Here is a 26,942-nt window from a genome sequence, read left to right on the forward strand (position 1 = left end):
CACCTCAGGTGCCCCGTTCAGGCTCAGGGAGCCGGGACTTCCAGCGGCGATTGCTGGGGCGTCTCGTCCTGGATGCGTTGGGCTTCCTGGAGGGCGCGGGCCTCGGCCTTGGCACGTTCGTCAGCCTTGCGCTGAAGGTCGTCCAGGCGTGCTGGTGTCAGCTGCTGCAGGCGGGCCATCATGTTTTGTACCAGATCGCGGCGCATTTCCTCGCGAACCTGGTTTGCTTCCTGGCCGGAGCCGTTGACGTTGTTGCCGTTGTAGACGTAGTACTTCTGTACTTGCAGTTTGTCTTCCAGCAACAGGCTGTCGTTCTGGCCTTCGATTGCATAGTTCAGCACGGTGGTCAGTTCGTACTCGGCCGAACGGTTGCCACCGCTGTAGGTGGCGGCGCGCTGGGTTTCCTGCTCGTTGGTCAGCACCAGCTTGTACGGCGCGCCGGAGTAGACCTTGACCCCGCTGCTTTCCAGGGAGCGGCGCAGTTGCAGGACTGTCGGGCCGTACTGGTTGCGGGCGCTGAGATCCAGTTCCTTGATGCTCAGCTCGTTGGTGCCGGTGCCGCGCAGCTGGAAACCGCAGGCGCTGAGCAGGACAGCCAGGCCCATTACCAGCAGATTGCGTTTGATCATGTGTGTTGCTCCCTCGTGGACCGATTACGCCCGCCTGCAGGATGTGCAGGCGGGCGTTGCCATCAGTTGGCGACGATGTTGACCAGTTTGCCCGGTACGACGATGACCTTGCGGATGGTCAGGCCGTCGGTGAAGCGCAGGACGTTCTCGTTGCTGCGGGCGGCGGCTTCGATGTCCTCGCGACTGGCGGCGGCCGGCATTTCGACCTGGCCACGCAGCTTGCCGTTGACCTGCACCACCAGGGTCACGGTGTCCTGCACCAGGGCGCTTTCGTCGACGGTCGGCCAGGCCGCGTCGATCGCCGCCTGATCATGGCCCAGCGCCTTCCACAGCTCGTGGGAGATGTGCGGGGTGATCGGTGCCAGCAGCAGGGTGACGGCCTCGAGGCCTTCGTGCAGCAGCGCGCGGTCCTGGGCGGTGGCCTGTGGGGCCTTTTCCAGCACGTTCATCACGGTCATCACCTGGGCGATGGCGGTATTGAACTTGTGGTACTGGCCCACGTCGGTGCTGGCTTGCTTGATGGCGGCGTGGATGGCGCGGCGGATGACCTTCTGCTCGTCGCTCAGGGCGGCGATGTCCAGCGGGCCCGGCAGGCCCTGGGCCACATGGGCCTGGGCCAGGCGCCAGACGCGGCGCAGGAAGCGGCTGGCACCCTCGACGCCGGAGTCGGACCACTCCAGGCTCATGTCGGGCGGCGAGGCGAACATCATGAACAGGCGGCAGGTATCGGCGCCGTACTGCTCGATCATCGATTGCGGGTCGACGCCGTTGTTCTTCGACTTCGACATCTTCTCGGTGCCGCCGATTTCCACCGGCAGGCCGTCGGTCTTCAGGCGCGCGCCGATGATCTTGGCCTTGGCGTCACGCTCGACCTCGACGTCGGCCGGGTTGAACCAGTCCTTGCCACCGTTGCTGGCGACACGGTAGTAGGTTTCGGCGACGACCATGCCCTGGGTCAGCAGGTTCTTGAACGGCTCGTTGGAGGTCACCAGGCCTTCGTCGCGCATCAGCTTGTGGAAGAAGCGCGCGTACAGCAGGTGCAGGATTGCGTGTTCGATACCGCCGATATACTGGTCCACCGGCAGCCAGTGGTTGGCGGCTTTGGGGTCGACCAGGCCCTTGTCGTAGTTCGGCGAGGCGTAGCGGGCGAAGTACCAGGACGACTCCACGAAGGTGTCCATGGTGTCGGTTTCGCGCTTGGCCGCGGTGCCGCATTTCGGGCAGGTGCACTCATAGAATTCGGGCATACGCGCCAGCGGCGAGCCGGCGCCGTCTGGGACAACGTTTTCCGGCAGGGTGACGGGCAGCTGGTCTTCCGGCACAGGTACGTCGCCGCAGGACGGGCAGTGGATGATCGGGATCGGGCAGCCCCAGTAGCGCTGGCGGCTGATGCCCCAGTCGCGCAGGCGGAACTGGGTGCGCGACTTGCCCAGGTCCTTGCGGATCAGCGCGGCCTCGATGGCGTCGAAGGCGCCCTGGAAGTCCAGGCCGTCGAACTCGCCGGAGTTGATCAGCTGGCCATGCTCGCCGTAGGCGGCCAGCCACTCGCTGCCGACTTCGTCGCCGACGCTGGTGCGCACCACTGCCTTGACCGGCAGGTTGTACTTGTGGGCGAACTCGAAGTCGCGCTCGTCATGGGCCGGCACGGCCATGACCGCGCCGTCGCCGTAGTGCATCAATACGTAGTTGGCGACCCACACCGGCAGTTTTTCGCCGGTCAGCGGGTGCTCGACGAACAGGGAAGTGGCCATGCCTTTCTTCTCCTGCGTGGCCATGTCGGCCTCGGCGACGCTGCCGCTCTTGCACTCGTCGATGAACGCCTGCAGCGCCGGGTTGCCCTGGGCGGCCTGGGTGGCCAGCGGGTGTTCGGCGGCGACGGCCACGTAGGTCGCGCCCATCAGGGTGTCCGGGCGGGTGGTGAAGACCTTCAGGGTGCCCGGGTGACCGATGCTGGCCTGGTCGTACGGGAACTGCACCTCCATGCCGCGGGACTTGCCGATCCAGTTGCGCTGCATGGTCTTGACCTGCTCGGGCCAGCCCGGCAGCTCATCGAGGCTTTCCAGCAACTCGTCGGCGTAGTCGGTGATGCGGAAGTAGTACATCGGGATTTCGCGCTTCTCGATCAGCGCGCCCGAACGCCAACCACGGCCGTCGATGACCTGCTCGTTGGCCAGTACGGTCTGGTCCGCCGGGTCCCAGTTCACGGTGCCGTTCTTGCGGTAGATGATGCCCTTCTCGAACAGGCGGGTGAACAGCCACTGCTCCCAGCGGTAGTAGTCCGGCTTGCAGGTGGTGACTTCACGCGACCAGTCGATGGCCAGACCCAGGCTCTTGAGCTGGGTCTTCATGTAGTCGATGTTCTCGTAGGTCCACTTGGCCGGGGCGACGTTGTTCTTCATCGCGGCGTTTTCCGCCGGCATGCCGAAAGCGTCCCAGCCCATCGGTTGCAGGACGTTCTTGCCCAGCATGCGCTGGTAGCGGGCGATCACGTCACCGATGGTGTAGTTGCGCACGTGGCCCATGTGTAGCTTGCCGCTCGGGTACGGGAACATCGATAGGCAGTAGTACGTGTCTTTGCCTGGCTGTTCGGTGACAGCGAACGATTGTTGCTCGTCCCAGGCATTCTGGGCGGCGGCTTCTACATCACGGGGCGTGTATTGTTCGTGCATGGCTACTTTGTATTGAGAGGAATAAGAGACATGTTCCAGGCAGCTCGACCTCGCTGCGTCCGGCACTCCGGTATCTTATGAGAGTGAACGCCGTAGCATACATGAGCGCCGCGCGTCGTGGGAAACCCTGATTGCATTGCCCGTCGCCCGGGCCGTTGGTCGCGGCGCCCGGTCGCTTTTGCGAGTGACGCTAAGCTCATCTGTGGGGGGAGATATTCTTACCTTCAATGAGGTGAACGGATGGGAGAGTCGCAACTAACCGCAAACAAGCCGGAGCTATATGAACGCCTGATCGACCGCCTTGGCCTGGCACTGGAAGTGGCCAGGACCTCGGTGCGATTGCGCGACGAGATGCCTGCCGAACTGGAGTTGCGTGGCCTGAGTCATGCCGAGTTCGAGGTCATCAAGGCCTATCTGGAAACCCTTCCGGAGAGCCGTTTTGCCAGTGCCGGTGCCTACCCGCAACCGGAGCCTTCCTCGGCCAGGATCGTCTGGCTCAAGGACCGCAAGCGCTCCGGCGCTCCAGCCAGCTCCAGGACGTTGCCGTTCCGATAGCCGTTCAGGGTTGCAGGCGCGGATCGACGCGCCGGTTTTACGCAATGCATGCATCGATCGGCGCCGGTTGCCCTTGAGGCCCGGTGCCGATCCTCTTAGGCTGCACGCCTTCCATGGAGGTGTGTGATGCCGCTGCGCTTTTTCATCAAACAATGGCTGATGCCGCCCGGCATCCTGTTCCTGCTGTTGCTGGCTGCCTGGTGGTGGCGCCGTCGCCGTCCGCGTCTGGCGGTGGTCTGTTTTGCCCTGGGCTTGGGGGGCTTGTGGTTGATGAGCCTGCCGTTGACTGTCGAGCAGGTTGCCCGGGCCCTTGAAACAGAGCCAGCGTTGAGGGCCGATGAATGGTCGAGTCTGGCGACCAGGGCCGATGCCATCGTGATCCTGGGGGCCGGGCGCGAGCGCGGTGATCCAGCGTGGGAAGGCACCGACCAGCCGACCTACATCGCGCTGGAGCGCATGCGCTATGCCGCCCAGCTGGCCAAGGCCTCGGGGTTGCCGGTGCTGACCAGCGGTGGCTTGCACTATGGCACGCCGCCCAGTGAAGCCCAGCTGATGGCTGACCGGCTGCTGGCCGACTTTGCTGTGAAGGTCACCTGGAAGGAGGAGGCTAGCCGCACCACCTGGGAAAACGCCGAGTTCAGCGCCAAGGTGTTGCAGCCACTGGGCATCAGGCGCGTGGTGGTGGTGACCCAGGCCTGGCACATGCAGCGTTCGCGCTGGAGCTTCGAGCGGGCCGGGTTCGAGGTGGTGTCGGCGCCGGTGGGCTTCCTCGGGCGCGATCATGCGCGACCGTTCGCCGGGTTGCTGCCGGAAAGCCGGGCCATGTGGCAGAGCGGGCAGTTGCTGAACGAGGCGGTGGGGTTGCTGGGGTATCGGTTGTTCTACTGATGTCCAGCGTACACACCCTCTGAGCGGCCTTGTGTCGCGAAAGGGCCGCAAGGCGGCCCCAGGATCTCATTGTCGACGCAAAGACCGCTGGGGCTGCTTCGCAGCCCTTTCGCGACACAAGGCCGCTCCTACAGGGGGGCGTCGATCAGACTGTCTTGGCAATCCGCCCGGCCAGCAGCGCCCAACCCAGCAATAGCACGCAGACGATCGCCAGCGGCCACGAGCGCCATTGCAGGTAGGGCGTCAGCTGTTGCATCGGCACCACTTCGCCGTACAGCACGCCCCGCTGGAACTGCGGGATCTGCGCGGTGATCCTGCCGAACGGGTCGATCAGTGCCGTCACGCCGTTGTTGGTGGCGCGGATCATCCAGCGACCGGCCTCCAAGGCACGCATCTGGGCCATCTGTAGGTGCTGCAGCGGGCCGATCGAGGTACCGAACCAGGTGTCGTTGCTGATGGTCAGCAACAGGTCGCTGCGTGCGGCAAGGCTGGCGGCGAACTCGGGATAGACCACTTCGTAGCAGATGTACGGGGCGACCTGGTAACCCTTGGCCTGCAGCAGGGGCTGGTCCTCGGGGCCGCGGGCGAAGTCCGACATCGGCAAATTGAAGAACTCGATCAGGCCGCGCAGCATGTCCTGCAGCGGTACGTACTCGCCGAACGGCACAAGTTTCTGCTTGAGGTAGGTGCCGTCGCCTTCGCCGGTCACGGTGATGCCGTTGTAGTAGCGGCGTTGGTGGTGAACCATCTGCCGCACCGGTACCCCAGTGATCAGCGCCGAGTGCCGTTCGGCGGCAAAGGTGCCCATCATGTCGATATAGCCCTGGGCCTGGTCCTTGAGCACCGGCACGGCGGTTTCCGGCCAGACCAGCAGGTCGACGGGTTTCGAGCTGAAGCTCATGTCGCGGTACAGCGCCAGTTGCGCATTGATGTGTGCCGGGTCCCATTTCAAGTCTTGCTCGACATTGCCCTGCAGGGCGGCGACCTTCAGCGGATCGCCCACCGGCTCGGTCCAGGCATGGTCCTTGAGGGCCAGGCCGAGGATCCACGGCGCCACCAGCAACACCGCGCCGACCGCCAGGAACGAACGGCGTTCACGCAGGCGGTACAGGTTGCACAGCAAGGCGGCGCTCAAGGCCAGGACGAAGGACACCAGCCAGACGCCGCCCAACGGGGCGAGGCCGGCGAGTGGACCGTCGAGCTGGCTGTAGCCAGCGTACAGCCAGGGAAAGCCGGTGAGGAACCAGCCACGGAAGGCCTCCTGCAGCAACCACAGGGCGGCGAAGCACAGGGCATCGGCCAGTGGCGCCTCGTCGCGGCGCAGCCAGCGCGCCCAGAGCCAGGCGGGCAAGGCGAAGAAGAACGCCAGGCAGGCGAAGAACGCCAGCAGCAGGGCGATCGCCAGCAGTGGCGAGGCGCCCCCGTAGGTGTTCATGCTGACGTAGATCCACCAGGTGCCGGCGCCGTAGAGGCCGAAGCCGAAGCACCAGCCACGACCCAAGGCCTGGCGAGGCGTCAGTTCGCGCAGGCCGGCGTAGAACAGGGCGATGGAGAGGATGGCCAGCGGCCAGACGTCGAACGGTGCCAGGGCCAGCAGGGTGGAAGCGCCGGCCGCCATGGCCAGCAGGTTACCGGGCCAGCCGGGGCGGGTGATCCAGCGCATTTTCGTCCTTAACGGTTGATCGGGGTCAGGCGCAGCAGGTGTACCCGCCGGCTGTCTGCGTTGAGAATACGGAAGCGGTAGCCGCCGATCTCGGTGGTTTCATTGCGCTTGGGCAGATGGCCGAAAGCGCTCATCACCAAACCGCCGACGGTGTCGAACTCGTCATCGGAGAATTCGCTGTCGAAGAACCCGTTGAAGTTCTCGATCGGCGTCAGCGCCTTGACCAGGAAGTCGCCGCTGGGCAGCGGCTTGATGTAGCTGTCTTCCTCGACATCGTGCTCGTCCTCGATATCACCGACGATCTGCTCGAGCACGTCCTCGATGGTCACCAGGCCCGCCACGCCGCCGTACTCGTCGATGACGATGGCCATGTGGTTGTGGTTGGCGCGGAACTCGCGCAGCAGCACGTTCAGACGCTTGGACTCGGGCACGAAGGTGGCCGGGCGCAGCAGGTCCTTGATGTTGAAGCTGTCGCCGTTCTCCTTGAGGATCAGCGGCAGCAGGTCCTTGGCGAGCAGGATGCCGAGCACATCGTCGTGGCTCTCGCCGATCACCGGGTAGCGCGAGTGCGCGGCGTCGATCACCGCCGGCAGGAACTCGCGCGGCGACTGGCTGGCCTTGATGCTGATCATCTGCGAGCGCGGCACCATGATGTCGCGCACCTGCAGGTCGGCGACCTGAATGGCGCCTTCGACGATGGTCAGCGCTTCGCTGTCGAGCAGCTTGTTCTGATGGGCTTCGCGCAGCAGCTCGAGGAGCTCCTGGCGGTTTTTCGGCTCATGGGCAAAAGCCTGGGTCAGTTTACCCAGCCAGGACTTCTGCCCGTTGCTCGATCGGTCTTCGCTCATGGCGGTTACTCGTGATCCTTGCAGTATCAGTGTGTGATTGTTTCGGTTTCGTCGTCGGCGTAAGGGTCCGGATGACCCAGTTCCGCCAGCAATTGCCGTTCCAGCGCTTCCATTTCCTCGGCTTCATCCTCTTCGATGTGGTCGTAGCCGAGCAGGTGCAGGCAGCCGTGGATGACCAGGTGCGCCCAGTGCGCCTCCAGGGCCTTGCCCTGTTCGGCGGCCTCGCGCTCGACCACCGGCACGCAGATCACCAGGTCGCCCAGCAGCGGGATGTCGAGCAGCTCGTCGGGCACGTCGGCGGGGAAGGACAGCACGTTGGTTGCGTAGTCCTTGTGCCGATAGGTGTGGTTCAGCTCGCGGCCTTCGGCTTCGTCGACCAGGCGAATGGTCATTTCCGAGTCGGCGCTGCGCTGGCGCAGTGCAAGTTCGCACCAGCGGCGCAAGGCGGCGTCATCGGGGGTAGCGGCGTCCGTGGCCCGTTGCAGGTCGAGTTCAAGCATCTTTGCCGGGTGCCTCGGGCTTGGCCTGACGGGCGTCGAAGCGGTCGTAGGCTTCGACGATACGCTGCACCAACGGGTGGCGTACCACGTCCTTGGGCTGGAAATGGGTGAAGCTGATACCCGGGACGTCCTTGAGCACCTCGATCACATGGGCCAGACCCGACTTGGTGCCGCGGGGCAGGTCGACCTGGGTGATGTCGCCGGTGATCACCGCGGTCGAGCCGAAGCCGATGCGGGTGAGGAACATCTTCATCTGCTCGAGGGTAGTGTTCTGGCTCTCGTCGAGGATGATGAAGCTGTTGTTCAGGGTACGGCCGCGCATGTAGGCCAATGGCGCGATCTCGATCACCTGGCGCTCGATGAGCTTGGCCACGTGCTCGAAGCCGAGCATTTCGTAGAGCGCGTCGTAGAGAGGGCGCAGGTACGGGTCGATCTTCTGGGCGAGATCGCCGGGCAGGAAGCCGAGCTTTTCGCCGGCCTCGACCGCCGGGCGCACCAGCAGGATGCGGCGCACCTGTTCGCGCTCCAGCGCATCGACCGCGCAGGCCACGGCCAGGTAGGTCTTGCCGGTACCGGCCGGGCCAATGCCGAAGTTGATGTCGTTGGCCAGGATCTCTTTGACGTAGCGCTGCTGGTTGACGCCGCGCGGACGGATGTTGCCCTTGCGCGTGCGCAGCGAAACGCTGACTTCGTTGACCGCCGGGTTCTCGAGGGTCTCGACCGTCGACTCCTGGAGATAGAGATGGACCGTTTCCGGCGACAGGTCGGTGGCCTTGGCCTCGCGATAGAGGCGGCGCAGCAACTGTTCGGCGGCGAAGGTGGTCTTGGGTTCGCCAATCAGTTCGAATTGATTGCCGCGGTTGCGGATCTCGATGGCCAGGCGTTGTTCGATCAGGCGCAGGTGCTCGTCGAACTGGCCGCACAGGTTGGCGAAACGATGGGCCTCGAAGGGTTCGAGGATGAAACGATGGGGTTGTATGGGTGCGTTCAAGGTCGTTTTTAGCCGCTCGACGGCAATGAATGTGAACTCAAGAATAACCCTTGAGTGGCAGTGGCGAAAGCACTGAAACGATCAAGGGTCGGTGCGACGCTTCCGATCCGCGTGCCGATCATGGCAGGGCAAGTTGACGAAACGGTGATGCCGGTGGGCCGTGCAGGGGCCGGGGCGGCTCAGGGCAGGGGCGAGAAAGGCGTGCGACCTTCGGCGTTCTGCAGTTCCAGCAGGTATTTGCGGAAGATCTGGCCGAGCACCTGGGTGGCGTGCTCGAGCTCGTCGCGGGGCATCTGCTCGGTAACTTCGTCGGCCATGTCCAGGGCGTCTTCGGCGCCGTTGACCGCGGCGATCTTGAGCAGGATGTAGGCCTGCACGTTATTGGCCTTGACCCCTTCGCCATGGAAGAACATCGAGCCCAGGCGGTACTGGGCCTGGCCCTGGCCCTGCAGCGAGGCCTTTTCGAACCACTTGAGCGCCTTGTCGAGATGGCGCGGCGTGCCGCTGTAGTAGAACTCGCCCAGCTCGTACTGCGCTTCGGCATCCCCGGATTCCGCCGTCTGCTCGCAGGCCTTCAGGGCGTTCTGCAGGTCTTCGGGTGCGGTATCGAGCGTGCAGCGGCCCGTCGTTGGAATCAGCAACGAGTTTCCGCCCTCCGCCAAGGCCAGCAGAGGCTGAAGAAGCAACAGGCAGCCCAGGGTCAGGGCGCGGCCGGTGCGGTTCATGGGGATCGACTTACCTCTGCAAAGCTACGGCCAATGTCTCTGGTGGCACATTATGGGATAAGCAGCGCCTACCTTACAAAGTTTTACTCAGATTTCTACTGGGTTGAGGGAGCCAACTGATTGCGCATGGGGATTTATTGATGGTACTGACCTTTGCGGGAGCGGCAAGGCAGCTCCCACAAAGGGGGGGCAGCTATTTACTTCAGGGCAGCGAAGGCCTTTTCGGCGGCGTCCAGGGTGATCTGCAGTTCCTTGTCGCCATGGGCGATGGAGGTGAAGCCCGCCTCGAAGGCGCTTGGCGCCAGGTACACGCCGCCGTCGAGCATCAGGTGGAAGAAACGCTTGAAACGCTCGGCATCGCTGGCCATCACGTCGTCGAAGGTGACGATGTCGTCGGCACCGCTGAAGTACAGGCCGAACATGGCGCCCGCCTGGGTGGTGACGAATGGGATGCCGGCGGCATCGGCGCGTTGTTGCAGGCCATCGAGCATGCGGCTGGTGAAGGCGCTCAGCTCGTCATGGAAGCCCGGGCGGCTGATCAGCTTCAGGGTGGTCAGGCCCGCGGCCATCGCCAGCGGGTTGCCCGACAGGGTGCCGGCCTGGTAGACCGGACCCAGCGGGGCGATGCAACCCATGATTTCACGCTTGCCGCCGAAGCAGCCGACCGGCATGCCGCCGCCGACGATCTTGCCGAAGGTCGACAGGTCCGGGGTGATGCCGTAGTGGCCCTGGGCGCCACCCAGCGACACACGGAAGCCGGTCATCACTTCATCGAAGATCAGTACCACGCCATGCTGGTCGCACAGCGTACGCAGGCCTTCGAGGAAGCCCGGCGCCGGGGGGACGCAGTTCATGTTGCCGGCCACGGGCTCGACGATGATGCAGGCGACGCTCTGGCCGACGTCGGCCAGGGTCTTCTCGACGGCGGCGATGTCGTTGAACGGCAGGGTCAGGGTGTGCTTGGCGAAGTCCGCCGGCACCCCGGCCGAGCTTGGCACGCCTTGGGTCAGCAGGCCGGAACCGGCCTTGACCAGCAGGCTGTCGGAGTGACCGTGGTAGCAGCCCTCGAACTTGATGATGGCGTCGCGGCCGGTGTAGCCACGGGCCAGGCGGATGGCGCTCATGGTCGCCTCGGTGCCGGAGCTGACCATGCGCACCATCTCCATCGACGGCACGATCGAGCAGACCAGGTCGGCCATCTCGGTTTCCATGGCGGTCGGCGCGCCGTAGGACAGGCCGTGCTCGAGTTGTCTGCGCACGGCATCCAGCACGTCGGGGTGGCCGTGGCCGAGAATCATCGGGCCCCAGGAACCGACATAGTCGACATAACGCTTGTCGTCCTCGTCGATGACGTAGGCGCCTTCGGCGTGCTTGAAGAACAACGGGGTGCCGCCGACGCTCTTGAAGGCGCGCACCGGCGAGTTGACGCCGCCGGGGATGTGTTTCTGGGCTTGGGCGAACAGGGCTTCGGAACGGGACATGGAGTCTTCTCTCGAAATCAGGAAACGAACAGGGCGTTGAAGGCGCGGGCGCGGCGGGTGACTTCCTGCGCGCTGTCGGCACCGAACAGGCCGTGGATCACCGCCAGCAGGTCGGCGCCATGGGCGACCAGCGGGGCGGCGTTGTCGAGGGTGATGCCGCCGATGACGGCGATCGGCAGCTTGACCTGGGCGCGGGCTTGTTCCAGCAGTTCGACGCTGGCGGCGGGCGCGCCCGGTTTGGTGACGGAATTGAAGAAGCGACCGAAGGCGACATAGCTGGCGCCTTCGCTGGCGGCCTGCTGCGCGAGGTCGAGGCTGGCGTGGCAGGTCGAGCCGATGATCGCCTGGCGGCCGAGCAGGGCGCGTGCCGGGGTGAGCGGGCCGTCGGTCTGGCCCAGGTGCACGCCGACGCCCAGGCGCGCGGCCAGTTCGGCGTCGTCGTTGATGATCAACTGGGTGCCGTAGCGTTCGCAAAGCTTGGTCAGCGCTTCAGCTTCGCGCAGGCGACGTCCGGCGTCTTCGCTCTTGTCGCGGTACTGCAGCAGGCAGACACCGCCTTCGAGTGCTGCCTCGACATGGCTCAGAAAACGGCCGGCGAGCAGCTGGCTGTCGGTGATGGCATACAGACCGCGGAGCGTCATCGGGTAGCCTCGAGTCAGGAACAGAAATCCAGGGGCAGGCGGCGCGGCACGTACTGGCCCTTGCCCAGTTGTTCGGCGTCGCGCAGGGTTCGCCAGGTGTAGTCCAGGGCGCTGCGCACGGCGCTGGTCAAATTTTCGCCCAGGGCCAGGCGGCCGGCCAGGGCGCTGGCCAGGGTGCAGCCCGAGCCGTGGTAGCTGCCAGGCAGGCGCTGGCAAGTCCAGGTGTGCTGCTGGTCGTCGCGGCTATACAAGCGGTTGTGAATTTCCACTTCGTCGCCGTGACCGCCGGTGATCAGCAGGTGTCTACAGAACGGCAGCAGCTTTTCGGCGCATTCGTCCGCGGTGCCTTCAGGCAGTTCCGCCAGGATACGCGCCTCCGGCAGGTTCGGCGTGGCAATGGTGGCCAGCGGCAGCAGGCGTTCGCGCAGCGCGTAGCCGACCTCGTCCTTGCCCAGGCGACCGCCGCCGCCGGCGCGCAGCACCGGGTCGCAGACCAGTGGCAGGTGCGGATGGGCGCCGAGCAGTTCGGCGACGGTGTCGACCATCTCGATAGAGCCGAGCATGCCCAGCTTCACCGCGGCCACCGTGGAATCGGCCAGCACGGCGTTGGCCTGGGCCAGGACCCACTCGCGGTCGAGCACGCGGAAGTCGGAAACGTTGACGGTATCCTGCACGGTCAGGGCGGTCACGGCGGGCGCGGCGTGACAGCCCTGGGCGATCAGGGCTTCGATATCTGCCTGCAGCCCGGCGCCACCACTGGGGTCGTGGCCGGAGAGACAGAGGACAACGGGGCGGGAGCTGTAGGTATTCATGGTCGGCGAGCTTATCACCAAACCTTTTTCTGCGGTTCGCTCGCGGCGAGAGAATTGCTGATCAAGTGGTCAGTTTGGCCTGGCTGTATATTCTGAAATATGCATTCTAGAGCCTCTGCATTCAAATTCTGGGTGGCTCATTGCCAGTGCTGGAGGCTATGCTAGAGTGCTCGGATAACTCGATAAATGGGTTCTGCTGGATCACGTCGTCTCAAAGGGATGGGAGGCAACCGCGACGCGACCGGACAGGCCATGCTGGGGCTGTATGCGCTATTTGCTGATTGTGCTTCTGGGCTGCTTGCCCGTGCTGGCCGGAGCGGTCGAATTCGACGACGCCACCGGACGCCTGCCGCTGGGTCGGTACATGCAGGTCTATGAAGACCACGATGGCAGCGCCAGCATCGCCCAGGTCAGTTCCGCGGCGTTCGCCGGGCGCTTCCAGGCGCATCAGGACGACGTGCTCAATGCGGGCTACTCCACGTCGGTGTTCTGGCTGCGGGTCGATCTTGCCTATGCCGCCGCCCCTTCGGCTGCGCCACGCCAGTGGCTTCTGGAACTCGCCTATCCGCCGCTGGATCACCTGGAACTCTACCTGCCGGATGCTCAGGGCACCTATCACCTGGCCCGGCGCACCGGTGACGCGCTGCCCTATGCCAGCCGGGAGATTCGCCAGAACAACTACCTGTTCGAATTGCCGCTGCAGCCCGGCCAGGCGACCACCGCCTACCTGCGCCTGCACAGCCAAGGCTCGATCCAGGCGCCGCTGACTTTGTGGTCGGCCGAGGCCTACCTGGAAGACCAGCCCACACGCCTTTACGTGCTGGGCATGATTTACGGCGTGCTGCTGGTGATGCTGGTGTACAACCTGTTCATCTACCTCAGCGTGCGTGATGTCAGCTACCTGTACTACATCCTTTATATCGCTTCGTTCGGTCTCTACCAGGTGTCGGTCAACGGCGCTGGCATCGCCTATTTCTGGCCCGACAGCCCGTGGTGGGCCAACGCCGCCACTCCGTTGTTCATCGGTGCCGCCGGGCTGTTCGGCTGCCAGTTCGCCCGCCACTTCCTGCAACTTGGCAGCCTCAGCCGGGGCTTCGACCGCCTGCTCAAGAGGTTGATGGCCGGCGGCGCGCTGGTCATGGTGCTGGCAGTGAGCTTGCGTTACGGTGTGGCGCTGCGCATGGCCACGGTGTTGGCGCTGTTGTTCACCGTCAGTATCTTCAGCGCCGGGCTCTATGCCTGGTGGCGCGGTTTGCGCGTGGCGCGCTGGTTCATCATCGCCTGGACCGCCTTCCTCGTTGGCGGGTTGGTCAACACCCTGATGGTGTTGGGCTACCTGCCCAACGTGTTCATTACCATGTACGCCAGCCAGCTCGGCTCGGCACTGGAGGTAGCGCTGCTGTCGCTGGCCCTGGCCGACCGCATCAACAGCCTGCGCGAGCAGCAGGCACAGACCCTGCGCGAGACCGGGCGCACCCTGGAGCAACTGAACCTGCAACTGGCGCGTAGCAACCGGCTCAAGGACGAGTTCCTGGCCACCGTGACCCATGAACTGCGCACGCCGATGAACGGCGTGATTGGATCGCTGGAGCTGCTGCATACCTTGCCCATGAGCGCCGAGCAGGCCCAGTACCATCGCACCGCCACAGGTTCCGCCCAGGACATGATGGCGATGGTCGACGACATCCTGATCCTCACCGAACTGCAGGCCGGGCGCCTGCGCAACCAGGGCATGGCGTTCAGCCTGCGACGCCTGCTCCAGGAACTGCGCGCCGGCTATGCCAGCCAGGCGCTGGCCAAGGGCCTGTACCTGAGCCTGGACATCCCCGCCGACCTGCCCGACAGCCTGGTCGGCGATGCGCAGAAGCTCGCCCGCTGCCTCGCCTGCCTGGTGGATAACGGGCTGAAGTTCACCCATCAGGGCGGTGTCACCGTGCAGGCCCGTGGCCGGCGCACCGGGCCGGACAGCTTGGTCCTGAGCCTGACGGTCAGCGACAGCGGCATCGGCTTCGACGACCTGGACCAGGCGGTGCTGTACCAGCGCTTTTCGCAGGTGGACGGCTCGATGACCCGGAGTTACGGCGGGCTGGGCATCGGCCTGTCGATCTGCCGGCAACTGGGCGAGTTGATCGGTGCGCAGCTGTCCCATGAGTCGACGCCGGGGCTGGGCAGCCGCTTCGAGCTGACCCTGGCCCTCGCGGTGGCGCAGGTGCAGATACCGCCGACGCGTGCCGTTTCGGGGCTGGAGCGCTTCTGACGAGTCCGTTGGTTACAGGGACTGCGCAGGGTTTGAGGGCGCGAAGCGCCCCCATGTAGTCCGTTTTGTCACTTTGACTCGAGGGCCTGCGGTGCTTCACTGGGTTATCCAGGCATGACCCGATCCAGGAGGCCGCCGATGAACCTGCACCAGTTCGCTGAAACCCACGAAGTCACCAACCAGCCGCCGTCCCTGGACGGCGCCAACCTGTATCGCCTCGATCAGCCCTTGCAGGAGTGGTCGCGCCGGTTCGGCGCCGGCTGGGCCGAATCGCGGATCGACGCCTACGGCGCCCTGGCCGGTGGTCCGCTGATGGCTGCGGGTTTCCTGGCCAATGCCCACAAACCCGAGTTCAGCAGCCATGACCGCTATGGCCACCGTATCGACCTGGTGGAGTTTCATCCCGCCTATCATCAGCTGATGCGCACCGCCGTCGAGCACGGCCTGCCCTCGCTACCCTGGGCCGAGCCAAGGGACGGCGCCCATGTGGCGCGGGCCTCGATGACCTACCTGCACAGCCAGGCCGAAGCCGGTACCGGCTGCCCGCTGACCATGACCTTCGCCGCCGTGCCGGCCCTGCGCTTGCAACCCGAGCTTGCCGGCTACTGGCTGCCGAAGGTCCTGGCCCGCGAATACGACCCGCGCAACGTCGGCGACCGGCACAAGGCCGGTGTCACCATCGGCATGGCCATGACCGAGAAACAGGGCGGCACCGATGTTCGCGCCAACACCACCCGCGCCTACCCGGTGGGCACGCCCGGCCCGGGCCAGCCCTATGAGCTGGTGGGGCACAAGTGGTTCTGTTCGGCGCCCATGTGCGACGCCTTCCTCACCCTGGCCCAGACCGACAAGGGCCTGAGCTGCTTCCTGCTGCCGCGCCACCGGCCCGACGACAACCGCAACCAGTTCTACATCCAGCGCCTGAAGAACAAGCTGGGCAACTGTTCCAACGCCTCCAGCGAGGTGGAGTTCCGCGGTGCCCTGGCCTGGATGATCGGCGAGGAGGGGCGTGGCGTGCCGACCATCATCGAGATGGTGGCCATGACCCGCTTCGACTGCATGGTCGGCTCCAGCGCCCTGATGCGCCAGGCCCTGACCCAGGCCGCGCACCACTGCGCCCACCGCAAGGTCGGCGGTCGCGTGCTGGCCGAGCAGCCGCTGATGCAGAACGTGCTCGCTGACCTGGCCCTGGAGAGCGAGGCCGCCCTGGCCCTGAGCCTGCGCATGGGCCAGGCCCTGGACCGCCTCGACGACCCGCAGCAGGCGCACTTTGCCCGCCTGGTCACGGCCGTGGGCAAGTACTGGATCTGCAAGCGCGCCCCCGGGATGATCAACGAGGCCGCCGAGTGCCTGGGCGGCGCCGGCTATGTCGAGGACAGCATCCTGCCGCGGCTGTACCGCGAGGCGCCGGTCAACTCGACCTGGGAGGGTTCGGGCAACGTGCAGTGCCTGGACGTGCTGCGGGCCTTGTCGAAGGAGCCAGGCGTGCTCGAGGTGCTGTTCTGTGAGTTGGGAGACGGCCATGGCGATCCGCGGCTGGCGGCGTTCATCGGCAACCTCAAGGGTGCCTTCGCCGATACCGGTGATATCCAGTACCGCGCCCGGCAACTGACCGAGGACATCGCCGTGGCGCTGCAGGCCAAGCTGCTGCTCGAGGCGGGCAATGCCACGGTGAGCGATGCGTTCATCGGCAGTCGCCTGGGCGGCGGCGGGCGGGTGTATGGCGCGTTGCCACGCGGCGTGGACGCCGAGGCGCTGGTGGCCAGGGCCACGCCGGCGTGGGCCGGGTAACGCCCTCGTGGGGGTGTATTTGCCCGGCAACGCAGGCAAGATGGCTGTCATGCATCCCCTAAGACAGGAAGCCCAGTGTGAGCCAAGCGTTTGTAGTCGTTGATACCCCCGAACAGGCCGTCGACCGTCTGGCGGCCCTGCATGAACAGGCCACCGGGGCCTTGAGCCAGGCCCTCAAGCGCTACCTCAAGGACCGCACCGAGCCGGGCGACGAGGAGCGTGCGTTGTTCCGCTACCCGGCACTGCGCCTGACCTACTCCAGCCAGGGCGAAGTCGCCGCCACCACCCGCGCCTACGCCAAGGTCCAGGTGGACGGCACCTACAGCGTCACCGTCACCCAGCCCGCGGCGTTCCGTGGCTACCTGCTCGAGCAACTGCGCCCGCTGATGCACGACTACACCGTGACCGTGGAAGTCGGCGTCAGCGAGCAGAACATCCCTTACCCCTACGTGGTCGACCAGGGCGACGAACTGGCCGGCAGCGGTATCACCGCCGCGCAACTGGCGCGGGTGTTCCCCAGCACCGACCTGTCGGCGGCCACCGACAACATCGCCGATGGCCTGTACGACTGGGAAAGCGCCGAGACCCTGCCGCTGGCGCTGTTCGACGCCGCCCGCGTGGACTTCTCCCTGCGCCGCCTGGTGCACTACACCGGCAGCGACTGGCGGCACATGCAGCCGTGGATCCTGCTGACCAACTACCACCGCTACGTCGACCAGTTCATCGCCCATGGCCTTGAGCAGTTGCGCGAGGACCCACGCTTCGTGCGCATGGTCCTGCCGGGCAACGTGGTCATCGAGAAGGGCATGGACAACGGCGAGGCCCAGGCCCTGGTCGCCAGCGTGGTCTGGCACCGCTACCAGATGCCGGCCTACCACCTGATCGCCGCCGACGGCGATGGCGTGACCCTGGTCAACATCGGCGTCGGCCCGTCCAACGCCAAGAACATCACCGACCACCTGGCGGTGCTGCGCCCGCACTGCTGGCTGATGATCGGCCACTGCGGCGGCCTGCGCCAGTCGCAGACCATCGGCGACTACGTGCTGGCCCACGCCTACATGCGTCGCGACGGCATCCTCGACCGCGTGGTGCCGCCGAACATCCCGATTCCGGCCCTGGCCGAGGTGCAACTGGCGTTGCAGGAGGCGGCCGCGCAGGTCACCGGCGAGCGTGGCGAGCAGCTCAAGAAGCGCCTGCGCACCGGCACCGTGCTCACCTATGACGACCGCAACTGGGAACTGCGCTGGGCCCAGGAACGTCCGTTGATCAACCTGTCCCGCGCCGTGGCGGTGGACATGGAAAGCGGCACCATCGCGGCCCAGGGCTACCGCCTGCGCGTGCCGTACGGCACCTTGCTGTGTGTCTCCGACAAGCCGCTGCACAGCGAGATCAAGCTGCCGGGGTCGGCCAACGCCTTCTACAACCGCGCGGTCAGCCAGCACCTGAAGATCGGCATCGCCGCCCTTGATCTGCTGCGTACCGAGCTCAACTCGCTGCACTCGCGTAAACTGCGCAGCTTCGATGAGCCGCCGTTCCGCTGAGGATCCATGTCCCTGCCACCCCGTAGCACACCGCGCCGCCCTGCGGCGCGGCCCACCGGCCCGCGTCGCCAGCCCAAGGCGCCGCCGGCCGAGCCGCGCTTGATCCTGTTCAACAAACCGTTCGATGTGCTCACCCAGTTCAGCGACGGCGAGGGGCGGGCCACGCTCAAGGACTTCATCGACATCCCCGGCATCTATCCGGCCGGGCGCCTGGACCGGGACAGCGAAGGCCTGCTGCTGCTGACCAACGACGGGCGCCTGCAGGCGCGCATCGCCGATCCGAAGCACAAGCTGGCCAAGACCTACTGGGTGCAGGTTGAGGGTGAGCCGAGCGAGGAGCAGCTAAAGCGCCTGCGTGATGGCGTCGAGCTCAACGACGGGCCCACGTTGCCGGCCCAGGCGCGTCTGCTCGAGGAGCCCGAGCTGTGGCCGCGCAATCCGCCGGTACGTTTTCGCAAGAGTGTGCCGACCGCCTGGCTGGAGCTGGTGATCCGTGAAGGACGCAATCGCCAGGTGCGGCGGATGACGGCGGCGGTGGGATTGCCCACCTTGCGCCTGGTGCGAGTGCGGATTGGCGACTGGACGATCGAGGGGCTGGAGCAGGGCTGCTGGCGCGAAGTGCCAGCGAAGCTTTGAGCCGCACGCGTCCCCCGGCAGTTTCTGCCTTGATGCGGCAATCTGGGGCTGCTTTGCAGCCCTTTCGCGACACAAGGCCGCTCCTACAAGGAAGGGGGGCGTCAGGCCGCTACACCCCTTCGATAAACCCCACCACCACGCTCTTGATGATGAACGCCAGCACGCCAAGGCCCAGCACAAAGAACAGGATCAGCGTGCCAAAGCGCCCGGCCTTGGACTTCTTCGCCAGGTCCCAGACGATGAAGCCCATGAAACCGATCAGCACGGTGACCAGGACGATCATCATCCATTCTTCGAATACTGCGGGATCCATCGGTTCACTCCAGGCAGGTTGAGCCCCGATCATACGCTGCACGCGCGAGGATTCAACGCAGGTGGGTCAATGGCAGTTCGGTGCTGGCCAGCACCTGGTTGAGCACGAAGCTCGAGCGCACGCTGGTCACCCCTTCGATACGGGTCAGGCTGCCCAGCAGCAGCTTTTGGTAGTGGTCCATGTCCGGCACCACCACCTTGAGCTGGTAGTCGGCGTCCATCCCGGTGACCAGGCTGCACTCGAGTACCTGAGGCAGGCTGCGAATCGCCGCCTCGAAGGTCTCGAAGCGCTCGGGCGTGTGCCGGTCCATGCCGATCAGCACATAGGCGGTCAGGCTCAGGCCGAGCTTCTTGCGGTCCAGCAGGGCCACCTGGCGCGAGATGTAGCCGTCGTCCTCGAGCTGCTTGACCCGACGTGAGCACGGGGAAGGCGACAGGCCGATGCGTTCGGCCAGTTCCTGGTTGGAGATGCGCGCATCGCGCTGCAATTCGGCGAGGATGCTCAGGTCGTAGCGGTCGAGCTTGCTCATGGAAAAGGCCTTTTCTGTTCGGATTGCTGCGAATTATCGATCCTGAGTGAAAAATTGCGCAAGCGCTATTTATCAGAGCAATCTTCGCAATCCTCTGCCCCGGCGTCTGGCCTATCTTTATCACCAGAATCACTGCCCGGACATCAGTCCACGGCGACGCGCCCTAGGCGGGCGGTCGCGGCCAGCCATCCAACAGGATCCGCCAGGCCCCCGGGCTACGCACTGTCCAGAAGACGGCGCGAGGTGAGCCGGTGCCACAAGCGCCGAGCACGGACGACAATTCCCGAAGGGAGGCCGCAAGGCCTCCCTTTTTTATTGCGCCGCAGGCTACGCTTGCCAGGCCAGCGAGCAACCCATTCAGGCCTTTGAGCAATTGGCGCACCAGAATGTCGGCTAATTTAATCTGCTGGTCGCGTTCTGCGGAGTAGACTGCCGACGATAATGGCGGGTGTTTGCATCGAGAGGAACAACATGAGTTCGCGCATCTGGCGGTTGGCAGGTGTTGGTTTGCTGGGCCTGGGCATCAGCCTGGGCGCCCTGGCCGAAGGGCCTGGAGAAGGGCATGACGGTCATGGTGGCCAGCAGGAGCAGGGCGGTGGCGAACGGCGTGGCTCGCCGCTCAATTCGCGTGACGAAGTGCGTCAGACGCAACCGCCACGCCAGGGCTATTACCAGGACATTCCCCGTCGCTACGGCGATAACCGTCACTGGGAAGCGGGCGGTCCGGGTCAGCGTCCCGGTGGCGACTGGTCAGGTCGGCCCGATGGTCATGGCAATGGCTGGGGGCCAGGGCCGCAGTACCATCCCGGGCATACCGTCGACCGCTTTCCGGATCGCTATTGGAAGGTGCCGTACCGCGGACAGGACTACTTCTACTCCGGCGGCTACTGGTACCGCCCCCATGGCGGCGGCTACGTGGTGGTCACACCGCCCTACGGCGTGCGGGTCGGCTACCTGCCGCCCTACGCCCGTGAAGTGTGGCTGAGCGGTGCGCTGTTCTTCCTGGTGGCCGACACCTACTACCAGTACCTGGCCGACAGCCGCGAGTACGTGGTGGTCAACCCGCCCGCTGTGGCGCCTGCGCCAATACCGCAGCAGGGCGGCGGCTACGATGTGATCGCCTATCCGATGTATGGCCAGGGGCCGGAGCAGCAGGAGCAGGACCGCTATCAATGCCATCGCTGGGCGGTGAGCCAGTCGGGATTTGATCCGGCGACCGCCACCTATGCGCCGCCGGCCAATGTGGCGGACAACTATCGACGGGCCTTGGGGGCGTGCCTGAGCGGGCGTGGCTACAGCATCAATTGATGGCGCTTTTGCGATAACCGGCTACACCGGGTCGGCGTGGACCATCACATCGGCCCGTGGATAGCGCTGGCGAATGACCTGCGAGGCCTGCACGCACAGTTCATGAGCGGCATGCAGCGGCATGTCGCCGGGCAGCTCCAGATGCAGTTGCACGAACCACTGGCTGCCGGAGACCCGTGTGCGCAGGTCATGCACCCCCCTTACCCCGGGGATCGCCAGCACCACTTCGAGCATGCGCTCGCCGATATCGGCGGGCAGTTCCTTGTCCATCAGGATCGCCGTGCTCTCGCGGGCGATCTGCAGCGCGCTCCACAAGATGTACAGGGCGATCCCCAGGCCGAACAGGGCGTCGAGCTGAGGCCAGCCGTAGCGGGCCAGGAGCAGCGCCAACAGGATGCTGGCATTGAGCAGCAGGTCGGAGCGGTAGTGCAGCGAGTCCGCGCGCACGGCGGTGGAGCCGGTCAGGCGGATGACCTTGCGCTGGAGCGCCAGCAGCGCCACGGTCAGCGCCAGGGAAAGCAACATCACCGCGATGCCGACCGCGGTATCGCCCAGGGGCTCCGGCGACTTCAGCCGCTCCACCGCCTGCGCCCCGATCAGCACCGCGCTGACCCCGATGAACAGCGCCTGGGCCATGCCGGCCAGGGCTTCGGCCTTGCCATGGCCGAAACGGTGGTCGTCATCGGCCGGGCGCAGCGCGTAATGCACCGCCAGCAGGTTGAGGAAGGAGACGGCGGCATCCAGCGCCGAGTCGGTCAGCCCGGCCAGCAGGCTGACCGAGCCGCTCAGCCACCAGGCCACGGCCTTGCTCAGCACCAGGATACAGGCGACGCTCAGCGAGGCGCGGGTGGCCAGGCGCAGCAGGCGTTGGTGTTCGGCGGTGGCGGTCATGCGCAGGAGATCGTCCGGATCAGGTCAGGCCGCGGGTACCAGGCCGTAGCTGGCCAGTTGCTCGACGCTGCCGCGGTGCTGGATCAGCCGCGGGTCGTTCAGCGGCAGGCGCTGGCCCAGTTCGCTTTCAAGGATAGCCTGCAGCTTGGTCCGGTCGACCTGTCCGTCGGCATTGATCGCCGGCTTGAGCTTGGCCGGGTCGATCTGCGCGCTCTTGCCGCCAGGGTAGTAGATGGCGCCGGTGGCAAAATCGATGCCGAAGGCGATCAGGCCGGGAATCACGTAGAACAGGATACCGATGGCGTCCATGGCCGCGACCACGGGGTCGATCTTGCCTTCGATCTGGCCGCGACGGTCAGGGTAGAACAGGGTGCCGCAGGCCGTCAGCTGGGTCAGCAAGGTGGCGATCAGGGCGCCACCGATGACGCGGGAAGGGATGCGCATGTGAATCTCCGGAAGATAACGACAAACAAGGGCGCGGCAATCGTGCACGCCTGAGGTTAAGACCATGATAGGGCAGCCTCGGTTCGCCGTTATACTCGGTCGATTGTTCGAGGACCACCATGATTTCATTACCGATCGATGCCGTACTGTCCGACCTGCGCCAGGCCATGGCCCAACGTGACGAAGCGGTGCTCGAGGCGCCTCCCGGCGCCGGCAAGACCACCCGCGTGCCCCTGGCCCTGCTTGATGAGCCCTGGCTGCAAGGACAGAGCATCCTCATGCTCGAGCCCCGGCGCCTGGCCGCCCGTGCCGCTGCCGAGCGCCTGGCCAGCGAATTGGGCGAGAAGGTCGGTGAAACCGTGGGCTACCGCATCCGCCTGGACAGCAAGGTCGGCCCGAACACGCGCATCGAAGTGGTCACCGAGGGCATCCTCACCCGCCGCCTGCAGGCGGATCCGGCGCTGGAGGGGGTGGGGCTGCTGATCTTCGACGAGTTCCACGAACGCAGCCTGGATGCCGACCTGGCCCTGGCCCTGAGCCTCAACGGCCGGGCGCTGCTGCGCGACGAGCCGCCGCTGAAGATCCTGTTGATGTCGGCGACCCTGGAGGGCGAGCGACTCTCGCGCCTGCTCGACGAGGCGCCAATCATCAGCAGCCAGGGACGCATGCATCCGGTGGAGATCCGCTGGAGCCGGCCCTGGCAGCCTGGCGAGTTCGTCGAGCCGCGTGTGGTCGACTGCGTGCTCCAGGCCCTGGCCGACGAGTCCGGCAGCCTGCTGGTGTTCCTCCCCGGGCAGGCCGAGATCCGCCGTGTGCACCAGGCCCTGCAGGAGGCCGTGGGCGAGCGTCCGGACGTCCTGCTCTGTCCGCTGCACGGCGAGCTTGAACTGAGCGCCCAGCGTGCCGCCATCGAGCCGGCGCCCAAGGGCCAACGCAAGGTGGTGCTGGCCACCAATATCGCGGAAACCAGCCTGACCATCGACGGTGTGCGCGTGGTGATCGACGCAGGTCTGGCGCGGGTGCCGCGCTTCGATCCCGGCAGCGGCATGACCCGCCTGGACACCCAGCGCATTTCCCGCGCCAGTGCCACCCAGCGTGCTGGGCGTGCCGGTCGCCTCGAGCCCGGCGTGTGCTATCGACTGTGGTCTGAGGCGCAGCACGATCAGTTGGCGGCCCATGGCAGCGCCGAGATCCTCCAGGCCGACTTGGCCGGGCTGGCCCTGCAGCTGGCGCGCTGGGGTGTGCCACCGGAGCAGCTCAGCTGGCTCGACCAGCCACCGGCCGCTGCTTACGGCCAGGCCCAGGACCTGCTGGCCCGGCTCGGTGCCTTCAAGCCCGGTTGCCGCGACAACTTGAGTTCACATGGCCAGGCCATGGCCGAGCTGCCTGCGCATCCGCGCATCGCCCACCTGCTGCTGCGCGGCCAGGACCTCGGATTGGCCGACATGGCCTGCGATGTCGCCGCGCTGCTGGGCGAGCGCGACATCCTGCGTGGCGGCGGTGCCGACCTGCACAGCCGGCTGGCGCTGCTCAGCGGTGAAAGCCGCGCCTCCCGTGGCGGGCAGGGCGGCGTGCAGCGCGCCCGGCAACTGGCTCGGCAGTACCGCGGCCAGTTGCGTGGCAAACCGCGCAGCCCGGTCGCCGACCCCGACCATCCCCGCTGGCTGGGCGCCGTGCTGGCGCTGGCCTACCCCGACCGGGTGGCGCAGCAGCGTCGCGAAGGCGGCGCCGAGTACCGCCTGGCCAATGGCCGGGCGGCGTTGTTCGCCGAAGCCGATGCGCTGATGAAAAGCCCGTGGTTGGTGATTGCCGACCTGGGCAGCCGCCAGGGACAGCGTGAGGAACGCATCTACCTGGCCGCCGAATTCGATCCGGCGCTGTTCGACGGTGTGCTGGCCGAGCAGGTGGAGCAACTCGACCTGCTCGACTGGGACGAACGTGAACAGGTGCTGCGCGCCGAGCGCCAGCGCAAGGTCGGTGAGCTGGTGCTCAGCCGTGAACCGTTGCCGGGGCTGGATGACGACGCACGGGCCAGGGCATTGCTGGGGTTGGTGCGGCGCAAGGGCCTGAACCTGCTGACCTGGACCCCGGAACTGCGCCAGTGGCAGGCCCGCGTCGCGCTGCTGCGTCAGCTGGATCTGGAAAAGGACGGTCGCAGCGAGTGGCCCGATCTGGGCGACGACGCCTTGCTCGCCAGCCTGGAAGACTGGTTGCAACCTTATCTGGGCAAGGTGTCGCGGCTGAGCCACTTCGCCAACCTGGACCTGCCCTCGATGCTGCGCAACCTGCTGCCCTGGCCGCTGCCCCAGCGTCTGGACGAGATGGCGCCATCGCACCTGGCCGTGCCCTCGGGCTCCAGCATTCGCCTGGATTACAGCGAGCAGCCACCGATCCTTGCCGTGCGCCTGCAGGAGCTGTTCGGCCTGGCCGACACCCCGCGCATTGCCAATGGCCGCCAGCAGGTCAAACTGCACCTGCTGTCACCGGCGCGCCGGCCGGTGCAGGTGACCCAGGACCTGGCCAACTTCTGGCGGACCACCTATGCCGAAGTGAAGAAGGACCTGAAAGGGCGCTATCCCAAGCACTACTGGCCGGACGATCCGCTGGTGGCGGAAGCCACGGCCAGGGCCAAGCCAAGGAAAGCCTGACGCTTGGTGAATGCCGGTCTCAAGCGCCGGCTTCACCTTCGAGCAGCATGAACAGGCGGTACAGCACCACGGTGCTGAACAGCTGCAGGAAGCCGCTGAGACTGTCCAGGGCCAGTTGCACGCCAGGCTGCGGCTCGGGGAACAACTGCAGCAGCAGACCGTCGATCAACCACAATGGCGCCAGCACCGAAAGCATGCAGACCATGATGCGCAGGAAATGCCCAGTGGTCATGCGCGCACTGGTGCGCATCGACTCGATCACCGGCAGGCCGCGCAGCACCAGCAGGTACTCGGCGAACACCAGGTTCACCATGATCCACACGCCGGGGAAGATCAGCAGCGCCAGGCCCGCCATGATCAGCAGCGAGCTGATCACGATCAGCAGGGCCAGCATCGGCCAAAGCTGCAGCGCGCGGGCGAACAGGTCGCGCTTGGCGGTGTCCTGGCCGTTGCTGCGGGTGTCGAGGTAAAGGATCAGTGCGGCGCTATACAGCGGGTAGAACAGCAGGCTGACAAGCATGCCGTAGACCGGCGAGGCCTGCTCGCCCAGCTGGCTGTAGAGCAATTGGGTGCCGAGGGCCTCAAGCACGACCAACGGCAGGCACAGTTGCAGGATGCTCGTCAGGTGACGGCGGAAGAAGTACAGGGAGTCGCGCAGAACGCTCAGCGGATTCATCGGTCAACATCGCATGGCAGAAAAAGCAGGGCGTAACTTTAGCCCAGTCGGCCCGCTTGCTGAAAAAAGTTTCATGGCCCGGACAATTGAATCGCGACACCCGGGCCTCCATCTTTGACGCTGTCCGATGTCCTGTTCAGCGCACGAGGTTGCCCCGATGAACACTGAAGAACAAACCCTGATCGACGGCCTGTTCGGCCGTCTCAAGCAAGCCGAGGACCCGGCCCAGCCGCGCGATGCCCAGGCCCAGGCGCGCATCGAGGAGCACCTGCGCCAGCAGCCGGCGGCGCCTTACTACATGGCCCAGGCGATCCTGGTCCAGGAGGCGGCGATCAAGCGCCTGGACGAGCAGAACAAGCAGCTCGAGGCCGAGCTGCGCCAGGCGCGTGCGCAAGTGGATGCGAGCCGCCCCAGCAGTGGCGGTGGTTTCCTCTCCAGTATCTTCGGCGCGGGAGCCCGCAATCCAGAGCCGCAGCGCCCGGCCGCGCCGCCTACTTCCTCGGGAGGCTGGCGTGAACCGGCGCCCCAGGCGTATGCCCCGCCACCGCAGCAGCAGGGTTTCGGTGCGCCACCCGCGCCGGCGCGCAGCGGCGCCAGCAGCTTCCTCGGTGGCGCCATGCAGACCGCCGCGGGCGTGGCCGGTGGCGTGTTGCTGGCCCAGGGCATCAGCAGCCTGTTCAACCATCACTCGCAGCCTGAAGAAATCGTCGAGGTGATCAAGGAGGAGCCGGCGCCAGCCAGCGACGCTGGCGGCTGGAACGACCAGGACAGCCAGCGTCAGGTGGCGGACAACGGTGGCTGGGGCAATGACCAGGGTGGTTATGCCGATGCCGATTACAGCGGTGACGACGGCGGCTTCTTCTCGGACGACGATTACGTCTGAGGGCTCTGGCATACTGCTGCTTCCTATCGCGGGGCAAGCCCGCTCCCACCATGGCGTGGGAGCGGGCTTGCCCCGCGAGCGTTTACCACTGCCAGTGAGAGGCTCCAGGTGAAGAAAATCGCGCTGTTCGCCGATGTGCAGAACCTCTACTACACGGTTCGCCAAGGTCATGGCTGCCACTTCAACTACGCCGCGCTGTGGGCCGAGGTCAGCCGCGAAGGGCAGATCGTCGAAGCCGTGGCCTATGCCATCGACCGTGGCGACAGCAAGCAGCAGCAGTTCCAGCAGATCCTGCGCAACCTGGGGTTCGAGGTGCGCCTGAAACCCTTCATCCAACGCGCCGATGGCTCGGCCAAGGGCGATTGGGACGTGGGCATCACCCTCGATGTCATCGAGGCGGCGGCGCGGGTCGACCAAGTGGTGCTGGCCTCGGGCGACGGTGATTTTGACTTGTTGCTGGAGCGAGCGATGCAACGCCATGGCGTGGAAACCGTCGTATACGGTGTGCCGGGCTTGACCGCGTTGTCGGTGATCCGCGCCGCAAACCGTTACGTGCCTATCGAAGGCCGGCTACTGCTGCGCCACTGATCTGTGATGCTGCGAGCCGCGCACGTACAAGGGAG

The 26,942-nt window shown here is 65.8% G+C and carries 25 protein-coding genes; 10 read left to right on the forward strand and 15 right to left on the reverse strand.

Features of this window, described 5'->3' with window-relative positions; translation table 11 throughout:
- Positions 1-23 precede the first annotated feature (23 nt).
- Positions 24-629, reverse strand: a complete 606-nt coding sequence (locus AC25M7_RS18170; protein WP_069016288.1) for an LPS-assembly lipoprotein LptE — start codon at positions 627-629, stop codon at positions 24-26.
- Positions 630-691: 62 nt separating this feature from the next.
- Positions 692-3,298, reverse strand: coding sequence for a leucine--tRNA ligase (gene leuS, locus AC25M7_RS18175; RefSeq protein ID WP_028690398.1), 2,607 nt, complete (start codon positions 3,296-3,298; stop codon positions 692-694).
- 240 nt (positions 3,299-3,538) lie between these two features.
- On the opposite strand from leuS, the gene AC25M7_RS18180 reads away from it, so the two are divergent.
- Both AC25M7_RS18180 and AC25M7_RS18185 read left to right on the forward strand, forming a co-directional pair.
- Entirely contained in the window at positions 3,539-3,853 is a 315-nt protein-coding gene (locus tag AC25M7_RS18180; RefSeq protein WP_028690399.1) for a hypothetical protein, read from the forward strand.
- 126 nt (positions 3,854-3,979) lie between these two features.
- On the forward strand, positions 3,980-4,741 hold the full coding sequence (locus AC25M7_RS18185; protein ID WP_236180008.1) for a YdcF family protein: 762 nt from the start codon (positions 3,980-3,982) through the stop codon (positions 4,739-4,741).
- Positions 4,742-4,886: 145 nt separating this feature from the next.
- On the opposite strand, the gene lnt is transcribed toward AC25M7_RS18185, so the two are convergent.
- From lnt to AC25M7_RS18225, 8 genes are all read right to left on the reverse strand, one after another.
- On the reverse strand, positions 4,887-6,404 hold the full coding sequence (lnt, locus tag AC25M7_RS18190; protein ID WP_486971337.1) for an apolipoprotein N-acyltransferase: 1,518 nt from the start codon (positions 6,402-6,404) through the stop codon (positions 4,887-4,889).
- A gap of 8 nt (positions 6,405-6,412) precedes the next feature.
- On the reverse strand, positions 6,413-7,252 hold the full coding sequence (locus AC25M7_RS18195; RefSeq protein ID WP_028690402.1) for a CorC family transporter: 840 nt from the start codon (positions 7,250-7,252) through the stop codon (positions 6,413-6,415).
- 26 nt (positions 7,253-7,278) lie between these two features.
- The gene (gene ybeY / locus AC25M7_RS18200; protein WP_069016282.1) at positions 7,279-7,752 is read right to left on the reverse strand and encodes an rRNA maturation RNase YbeY; all 474 of its coding nucleotides are present in this window, start codon (positions 7,750-7,752) and stop codon (positions 7,279-7,281) included.
- Complete coding sequence (locus AC25M7_RS18205; RefSeq protein ID WP_028690404.1) at positions 7,745-8,743, reverse strand: PhoH family protein; 999 nt, start codon at positions 8,741-8,743, stop codon at positions 7,745-7,747. Before AC25M7_RS18205 ends, ybeY begins: the two co-directional genes overlap by 8 nt.
- 179 nt (positions 8,744-8,922) lie before the next feature.
- Positions 8,923-9,468 carry a tetratricopeptide repeat protein gene (locus tag AC25M7_RS18210; RefSeq protein WP_050707046.1) on the reverse strand — a complete coding sequence of 182 codons (546 nt, stop codon included), beginning with the start codon at positions 9,466-9,468 and terminating at the stop codon, positions 8,923-8,925.
- Positions 9,469-9,665: 197 nt separating this feature from the next.
- The gene (hemL, locus tag AC25M7_RS18215) at positions 9,666-10,949 is read right to left on the reverse strand and encodes a glutamate-1-semialdehyde 2,1-aminomutase (protein WP_028690406.1); all 1,284 of its coding nucleotides are present in this window, start codon (positions 10,947-10,949) and stop codon (positions 9,666-9,668) included.
- Between the two features lie 17 nt (positions 10,950-10,966).
- Positions 10,967-11,590, reverse strand: coding sequence for a thiamine phosphate synthase (thiE, locus tag AC25M7_RS18220; RefSeq protein ID WP_028690407.1), 624 nt, complete (start codon positions 11,588-11,590; stop codon positions 10,967-10,969).
- Between the two features lie 14 nt (positions 11,591-11,604).
- Entirely contained in the window at positions 11,605-12,402 is a 798-nt protein-coding gene (locus tag AC25M7_RS18225) for a hydroxymethylpyrimidine/phosphomethylpyrimidine kinase (RefSeq protein ID WP_028690408.1), read from the reverse strand.
- Between the two features lie 265 nt (positions 12,403-12,667).
- Here AC25M7_RS18225 and AC25M7_RS18230 point away from each other — a divergent pair, with 265 nt between their 5' ends.
- The 4 genes from AC25M7_RS18230 (at position 12,668) to AC25M7_RS18245 (ending at position 18,627) form a co-directional block, all read left to right on the forward strand.
- On the forward strand, positions 12,668-14,659 hold the full coding sequence (locus tag AC25M7_RS18230) for a sensor histidine kinase (RefSeq protein ID WP_486971338.1): 1,992 nt from the start codon (positions 12,668-12,670) through the stop codon (positions 14,657-14,659).
- A 138-nt stretch (positions 14,660-14,797) separates the two neighbouring features.
- The gene (locus AC25M7_RS18235) at positions 14,798-16,450 is read left to right on the forward strand and encodes an acyl-CoA dehydrogenase family protein (protein ID WP_486971339.1); all 1,653 of its coding nucleotides are present in this window, start codon (positions 14,798-14,800) and stop codon (positions 16,448-16,450) included.
- Between the two features lie 77 nt (positions 16,451-16,527).
- Entirely contained in the window at positions 16,528-17,991 is a 1,464-nt protein-coding gene (gene amn / locus AC25M7_RS18240) for an AMP nucleosidase (RefSeq protein ID WP_028690411.1), read from the forward strand.
- Positions 17,992-17,997: 6 nt separating this feature from the next.
- Positions 17,998-18,627, forward strand: coding sequence for a pseudouridine synthase (locus AC25M7_RS18245; RefSeq protein WP_069016277.1), 630 nt, complete (start codon positions 17,998-18,000; stop codon positions 18,625-18,627).
- Between the two features lie 109 nt (positions 18,628-18,736).
- Here the strand turns inward: AC25M7_RS18245 and AC25M7_RS18250 are convergent, their stop codons facing one another.
- Entirely contained in the window at positions 18,737-18,940 is a 204-nt protein-coding gene (locus tag AC25M7_RS18250) for a DUF2788 domain-containing protein (RefSeq protein ID WP_028690413.1), read from the reverse strand.
- Between the two features lie 52 nt (positions 18,941-18,992).
- Entirely contained in the window at positions 18,993-19,469 is a 477-nt protein-coding gene (locus AC25M7_RS18255) for an Lrp/AsnC family transcriptional regulator (RefSeq protein ID WP_011535815.1), read from the reverse strand.
- A 471-nt stretch (positions 19,470-19,940) separates the two neighbouring features.
- Here AC25M7_RS18255 and AC25M7_RS18260 point away from each other — a divergent pair, with 471 nt between their 5' ends.
- Positions 19,941-20,777: a DUF6515 family protein gene (locus tag AC25M7_RS18260; protein WP_028690414.1), complete on the forward strand. Its 837-nt coding sequence runs from the start codon at positions 19,941-19,943 to the stop codon at positions 20,775-20,777.
- A 21-nt stretch (positions 20,778-20,798) separates the two neighbouring features.
- Here the strand turns inward: AC25M7_RS18260 and AC25M7_RS18265 are convergent, their stop codons facing one another.
- Both AC25M7_RS18265 and AC25M7_RS18270 read right to left on the reverse strand, forming a co-directional pair.
- Entirely contained in the window at positions 20,799-21,668 is an 870-nt protein-coding gene (locus AC25M7_RS18265) for a cation diffusion facilitator family transporter (RefSeq protein WP_486971340.1), read from the reverse strand.
- Between the two features lie 24 nt (positions 21,669-21,692).
- A complete protein-coding gene (locus tag AC25M7_RS18270) occupies positions 21,693-22,112 on the reverse strand; it encodes a hypothetical protein (protein WP_028690416.1) in 420 nt (139 codons plus the stop codon).
- A gap of 119 nt (positions 22,113-22,231) precedes the next feature.
- On the opposite strand from AC25M7_RS18270, the gene hrpB reads away from it, so the two are divergent.
- Complete coding sequence (hrpB, locus tag AC25M7_RS18275; RefSeq protein WP_486971341.1) at positions 22,232-24,760, forward strand: ATP-dependent helicase HrpB; 2,529 nt, start codon at positions 22,232-22,234, stop codon at positions 24,758-24,760.
- Positions 24,761-24,779: 19 nt separating this feature from the next.
- Here hrpB and AC25M7_RS18280 read toward each other — a convergent pair whose 3' ends face one another.
- Positions 24,780-25,436, reverse strand: a complete 657-nt coding sequence (locus tag AC25M7_RS18280; RefSeq protein WP_028692070.1) for a YciC family protein — start codon at positions 25,434-25,436, stop codon at positions 24,780-24,782.
- 157 nt (positions 25,437-25,593) lie between these two features.
- Here AC25M7_RS18280 and AC25M7_RS18285 point away from each other — a divergent pair, with 157 nt between their 5' ends.
- The gene (locus AC25M7_RS18285) at positions 25,594-26,319 is read left to right on the forward strand and encodes a DUF2076 domain-containing protein (RefSeq protein ID WP_028692069.1); all 726 of its coding nucleotides are present in this window, start codon (positions 25,594-25,596) and stop codon (positions 26,317-26,319) included.
- A gap of 108 nt (positions 26,320-26,427) precedes the next feature.
- The gene (locus AC25M7_RS18290) at positions 26,428-26,907 is read left to right on the forward strand and encodes an NYN domain-containing protein (RefSeq protein WP_028692068.1); all 480 of its coding nucleotides are present in this window, start codon (positions 26,428-26,430) and stop codon (positions 26,905-26,907) included.
- Positions 26,908-26,942: the final 35 nt, after the last annotated feature.

It is taken from the genome of Pseudomonas sp. P106(2024), from assembly GCF_057480815.1.

Coding starts and splice junctions, on each gene's coding strand:
- AC25M7_RS18255 (WP_011535815.1), bottom strand. CDS start 19,469: ATGAGCAAGCTCGACCGCTACGACCTGAGCATCCTCGCCGAATTGCAG.
- ybeY (WP_069016282.1), bottom strand. CDS start 7,752: ATGCTTGAACTCGACCTGCAACGGGCCACGGACGCCGCTACCCCCGAT.
- leuS (WP_028690398.1), bottom strand. CDS start 3,298: ATGCACGAACAATACACGCCCCGTGATGTAGAAGCCGCCGCCCAGAAT.
- AC25M7_RS18195 (WP_028690402.1), bottom strand. CDS start 7,252: ATGAGCGAAGACCGATCGAGCAACGGGCAGAAGTCCTGGCTGGGTAAA.
- AC25M7_RS18230 (WP_486971338.1), top strand. CDS start 12,668: ATGCGCTATTTGCTGATTGTGCTTCTGGGCTGCTTGCCCGTGCTGGCC.
- hemL (WP_028690406.1), bottom strand. CDS start 10,949: ATGTCCCGTTCCGAAGCCCTGTTCGCCCAAGCCCAGAAACACATCCCC.
- AC25M7_RS18245 (WP_069016277.1), top strand. CDS start 17,998: ATGTCCCTGCCACCCCGTAGCACACCGCGCCGCCCTGCGGCGCGGCCC.
- AC25M7_RS18210 (WP_050707046.1), bottom strand. CDS start 9,468: ATGAACCGCACCGGCCGCGCCCTGACCCTGGGCTGCCTGTTGCTTCTT.
- AC25M7_RS18170 (WP_069016288.1), bottom strand. CDS start 629: ATGATCAAACGCAATCTGCTGGTAATGGGCCTGGCTGTCCTGCTCAGC.
- AC25M7_RS18260 (WP_028690414.1), top strand. CDS start 19,941: ATGAGTTCGCGCATCTGGCGGTTGGCAGGTGTTGGTTTGCTGGGCCTG.
- hrpB (WP_486971341.1), top strand. CDS start 22,232: ATGATTTCATTACCGATCGATGCCGTACTGTCCGACCTGCGCCAGGCC.
- AC25M7_RS18250 (WP_028690413.1), bottom strand. CDS start 18,940: ATGGATCCCGCAGTATTCGAAGAATGGATGATGATCGTCCTGGTCACC.
- AC25M7_RS18235 (WP_486971339.1), top strand. CDS start 14,798: ATGAACCTGCACCAGTTCGCTGAAACCCACGAAGTCACCAACCAGCCG.
- thiE (WP_028690407.1), bottom strand. CDS start 11,590: ATGACGCTCCGCGGTCTGTATGCCATCACCGACAGCCAGCTGCTCGCC.
- AC25M7_RS18265 (WP_486971340.1), bottom strand. CDS start 21,668: ATGACCGCCACCGCCGAACACCAACGCCTGCTGCGCCTGGCCACCCGC.
- AC25M7_RS18285 (WP_028692069.1), top strand. CDS start 25,594: ATGAACACTGAAGAACAAACCCTGATCGACGGCCTGTTCGGCCGTCTC.
- AC25M7_RS18185 (WP_236180008.1), top strand. CDS start 3,980: ATGCCGCTGCGCTTTTTCATCAAACAATGGCTGATGCCGCCCGGCATC.
- lnt (WP_486971337.1), bottom strand. CDS start 6,404: ATGCGCTGGATCACCCGCCCCGGCTGGCCCGGTAACCTGCTGGCCATG.
- AC25M7_RS18180 (WP_028690399.1), top strand. CDS start 3,539: ATGGGAGAGTCGCAACTAACCGCAAACAAGCCGGAGCTATATGAACGC.
- AC25M7_RS18280 (WP_028692070.1), bottom strand. CDS start 25,436: ATGAATCCGCTGAGCGTTCTGCGCGACTCCCTGTACTTCTTCCGCCGT.
- AC25M7_RS18225 (WP_028690408.1), bottom strand. CDS start 12,402: ATGAATACCTACAGCTCCCGCCCCGTTGTCCTCTGTCTCTCCGGCCAC.
- AC25M7_RS18270 (WP_028690416.1), bottom strand. CDS start 22,112: ATGCGCATCCCTTCCCGCGTCATCGGTGGCGCCCTGATCGCCACCTTG.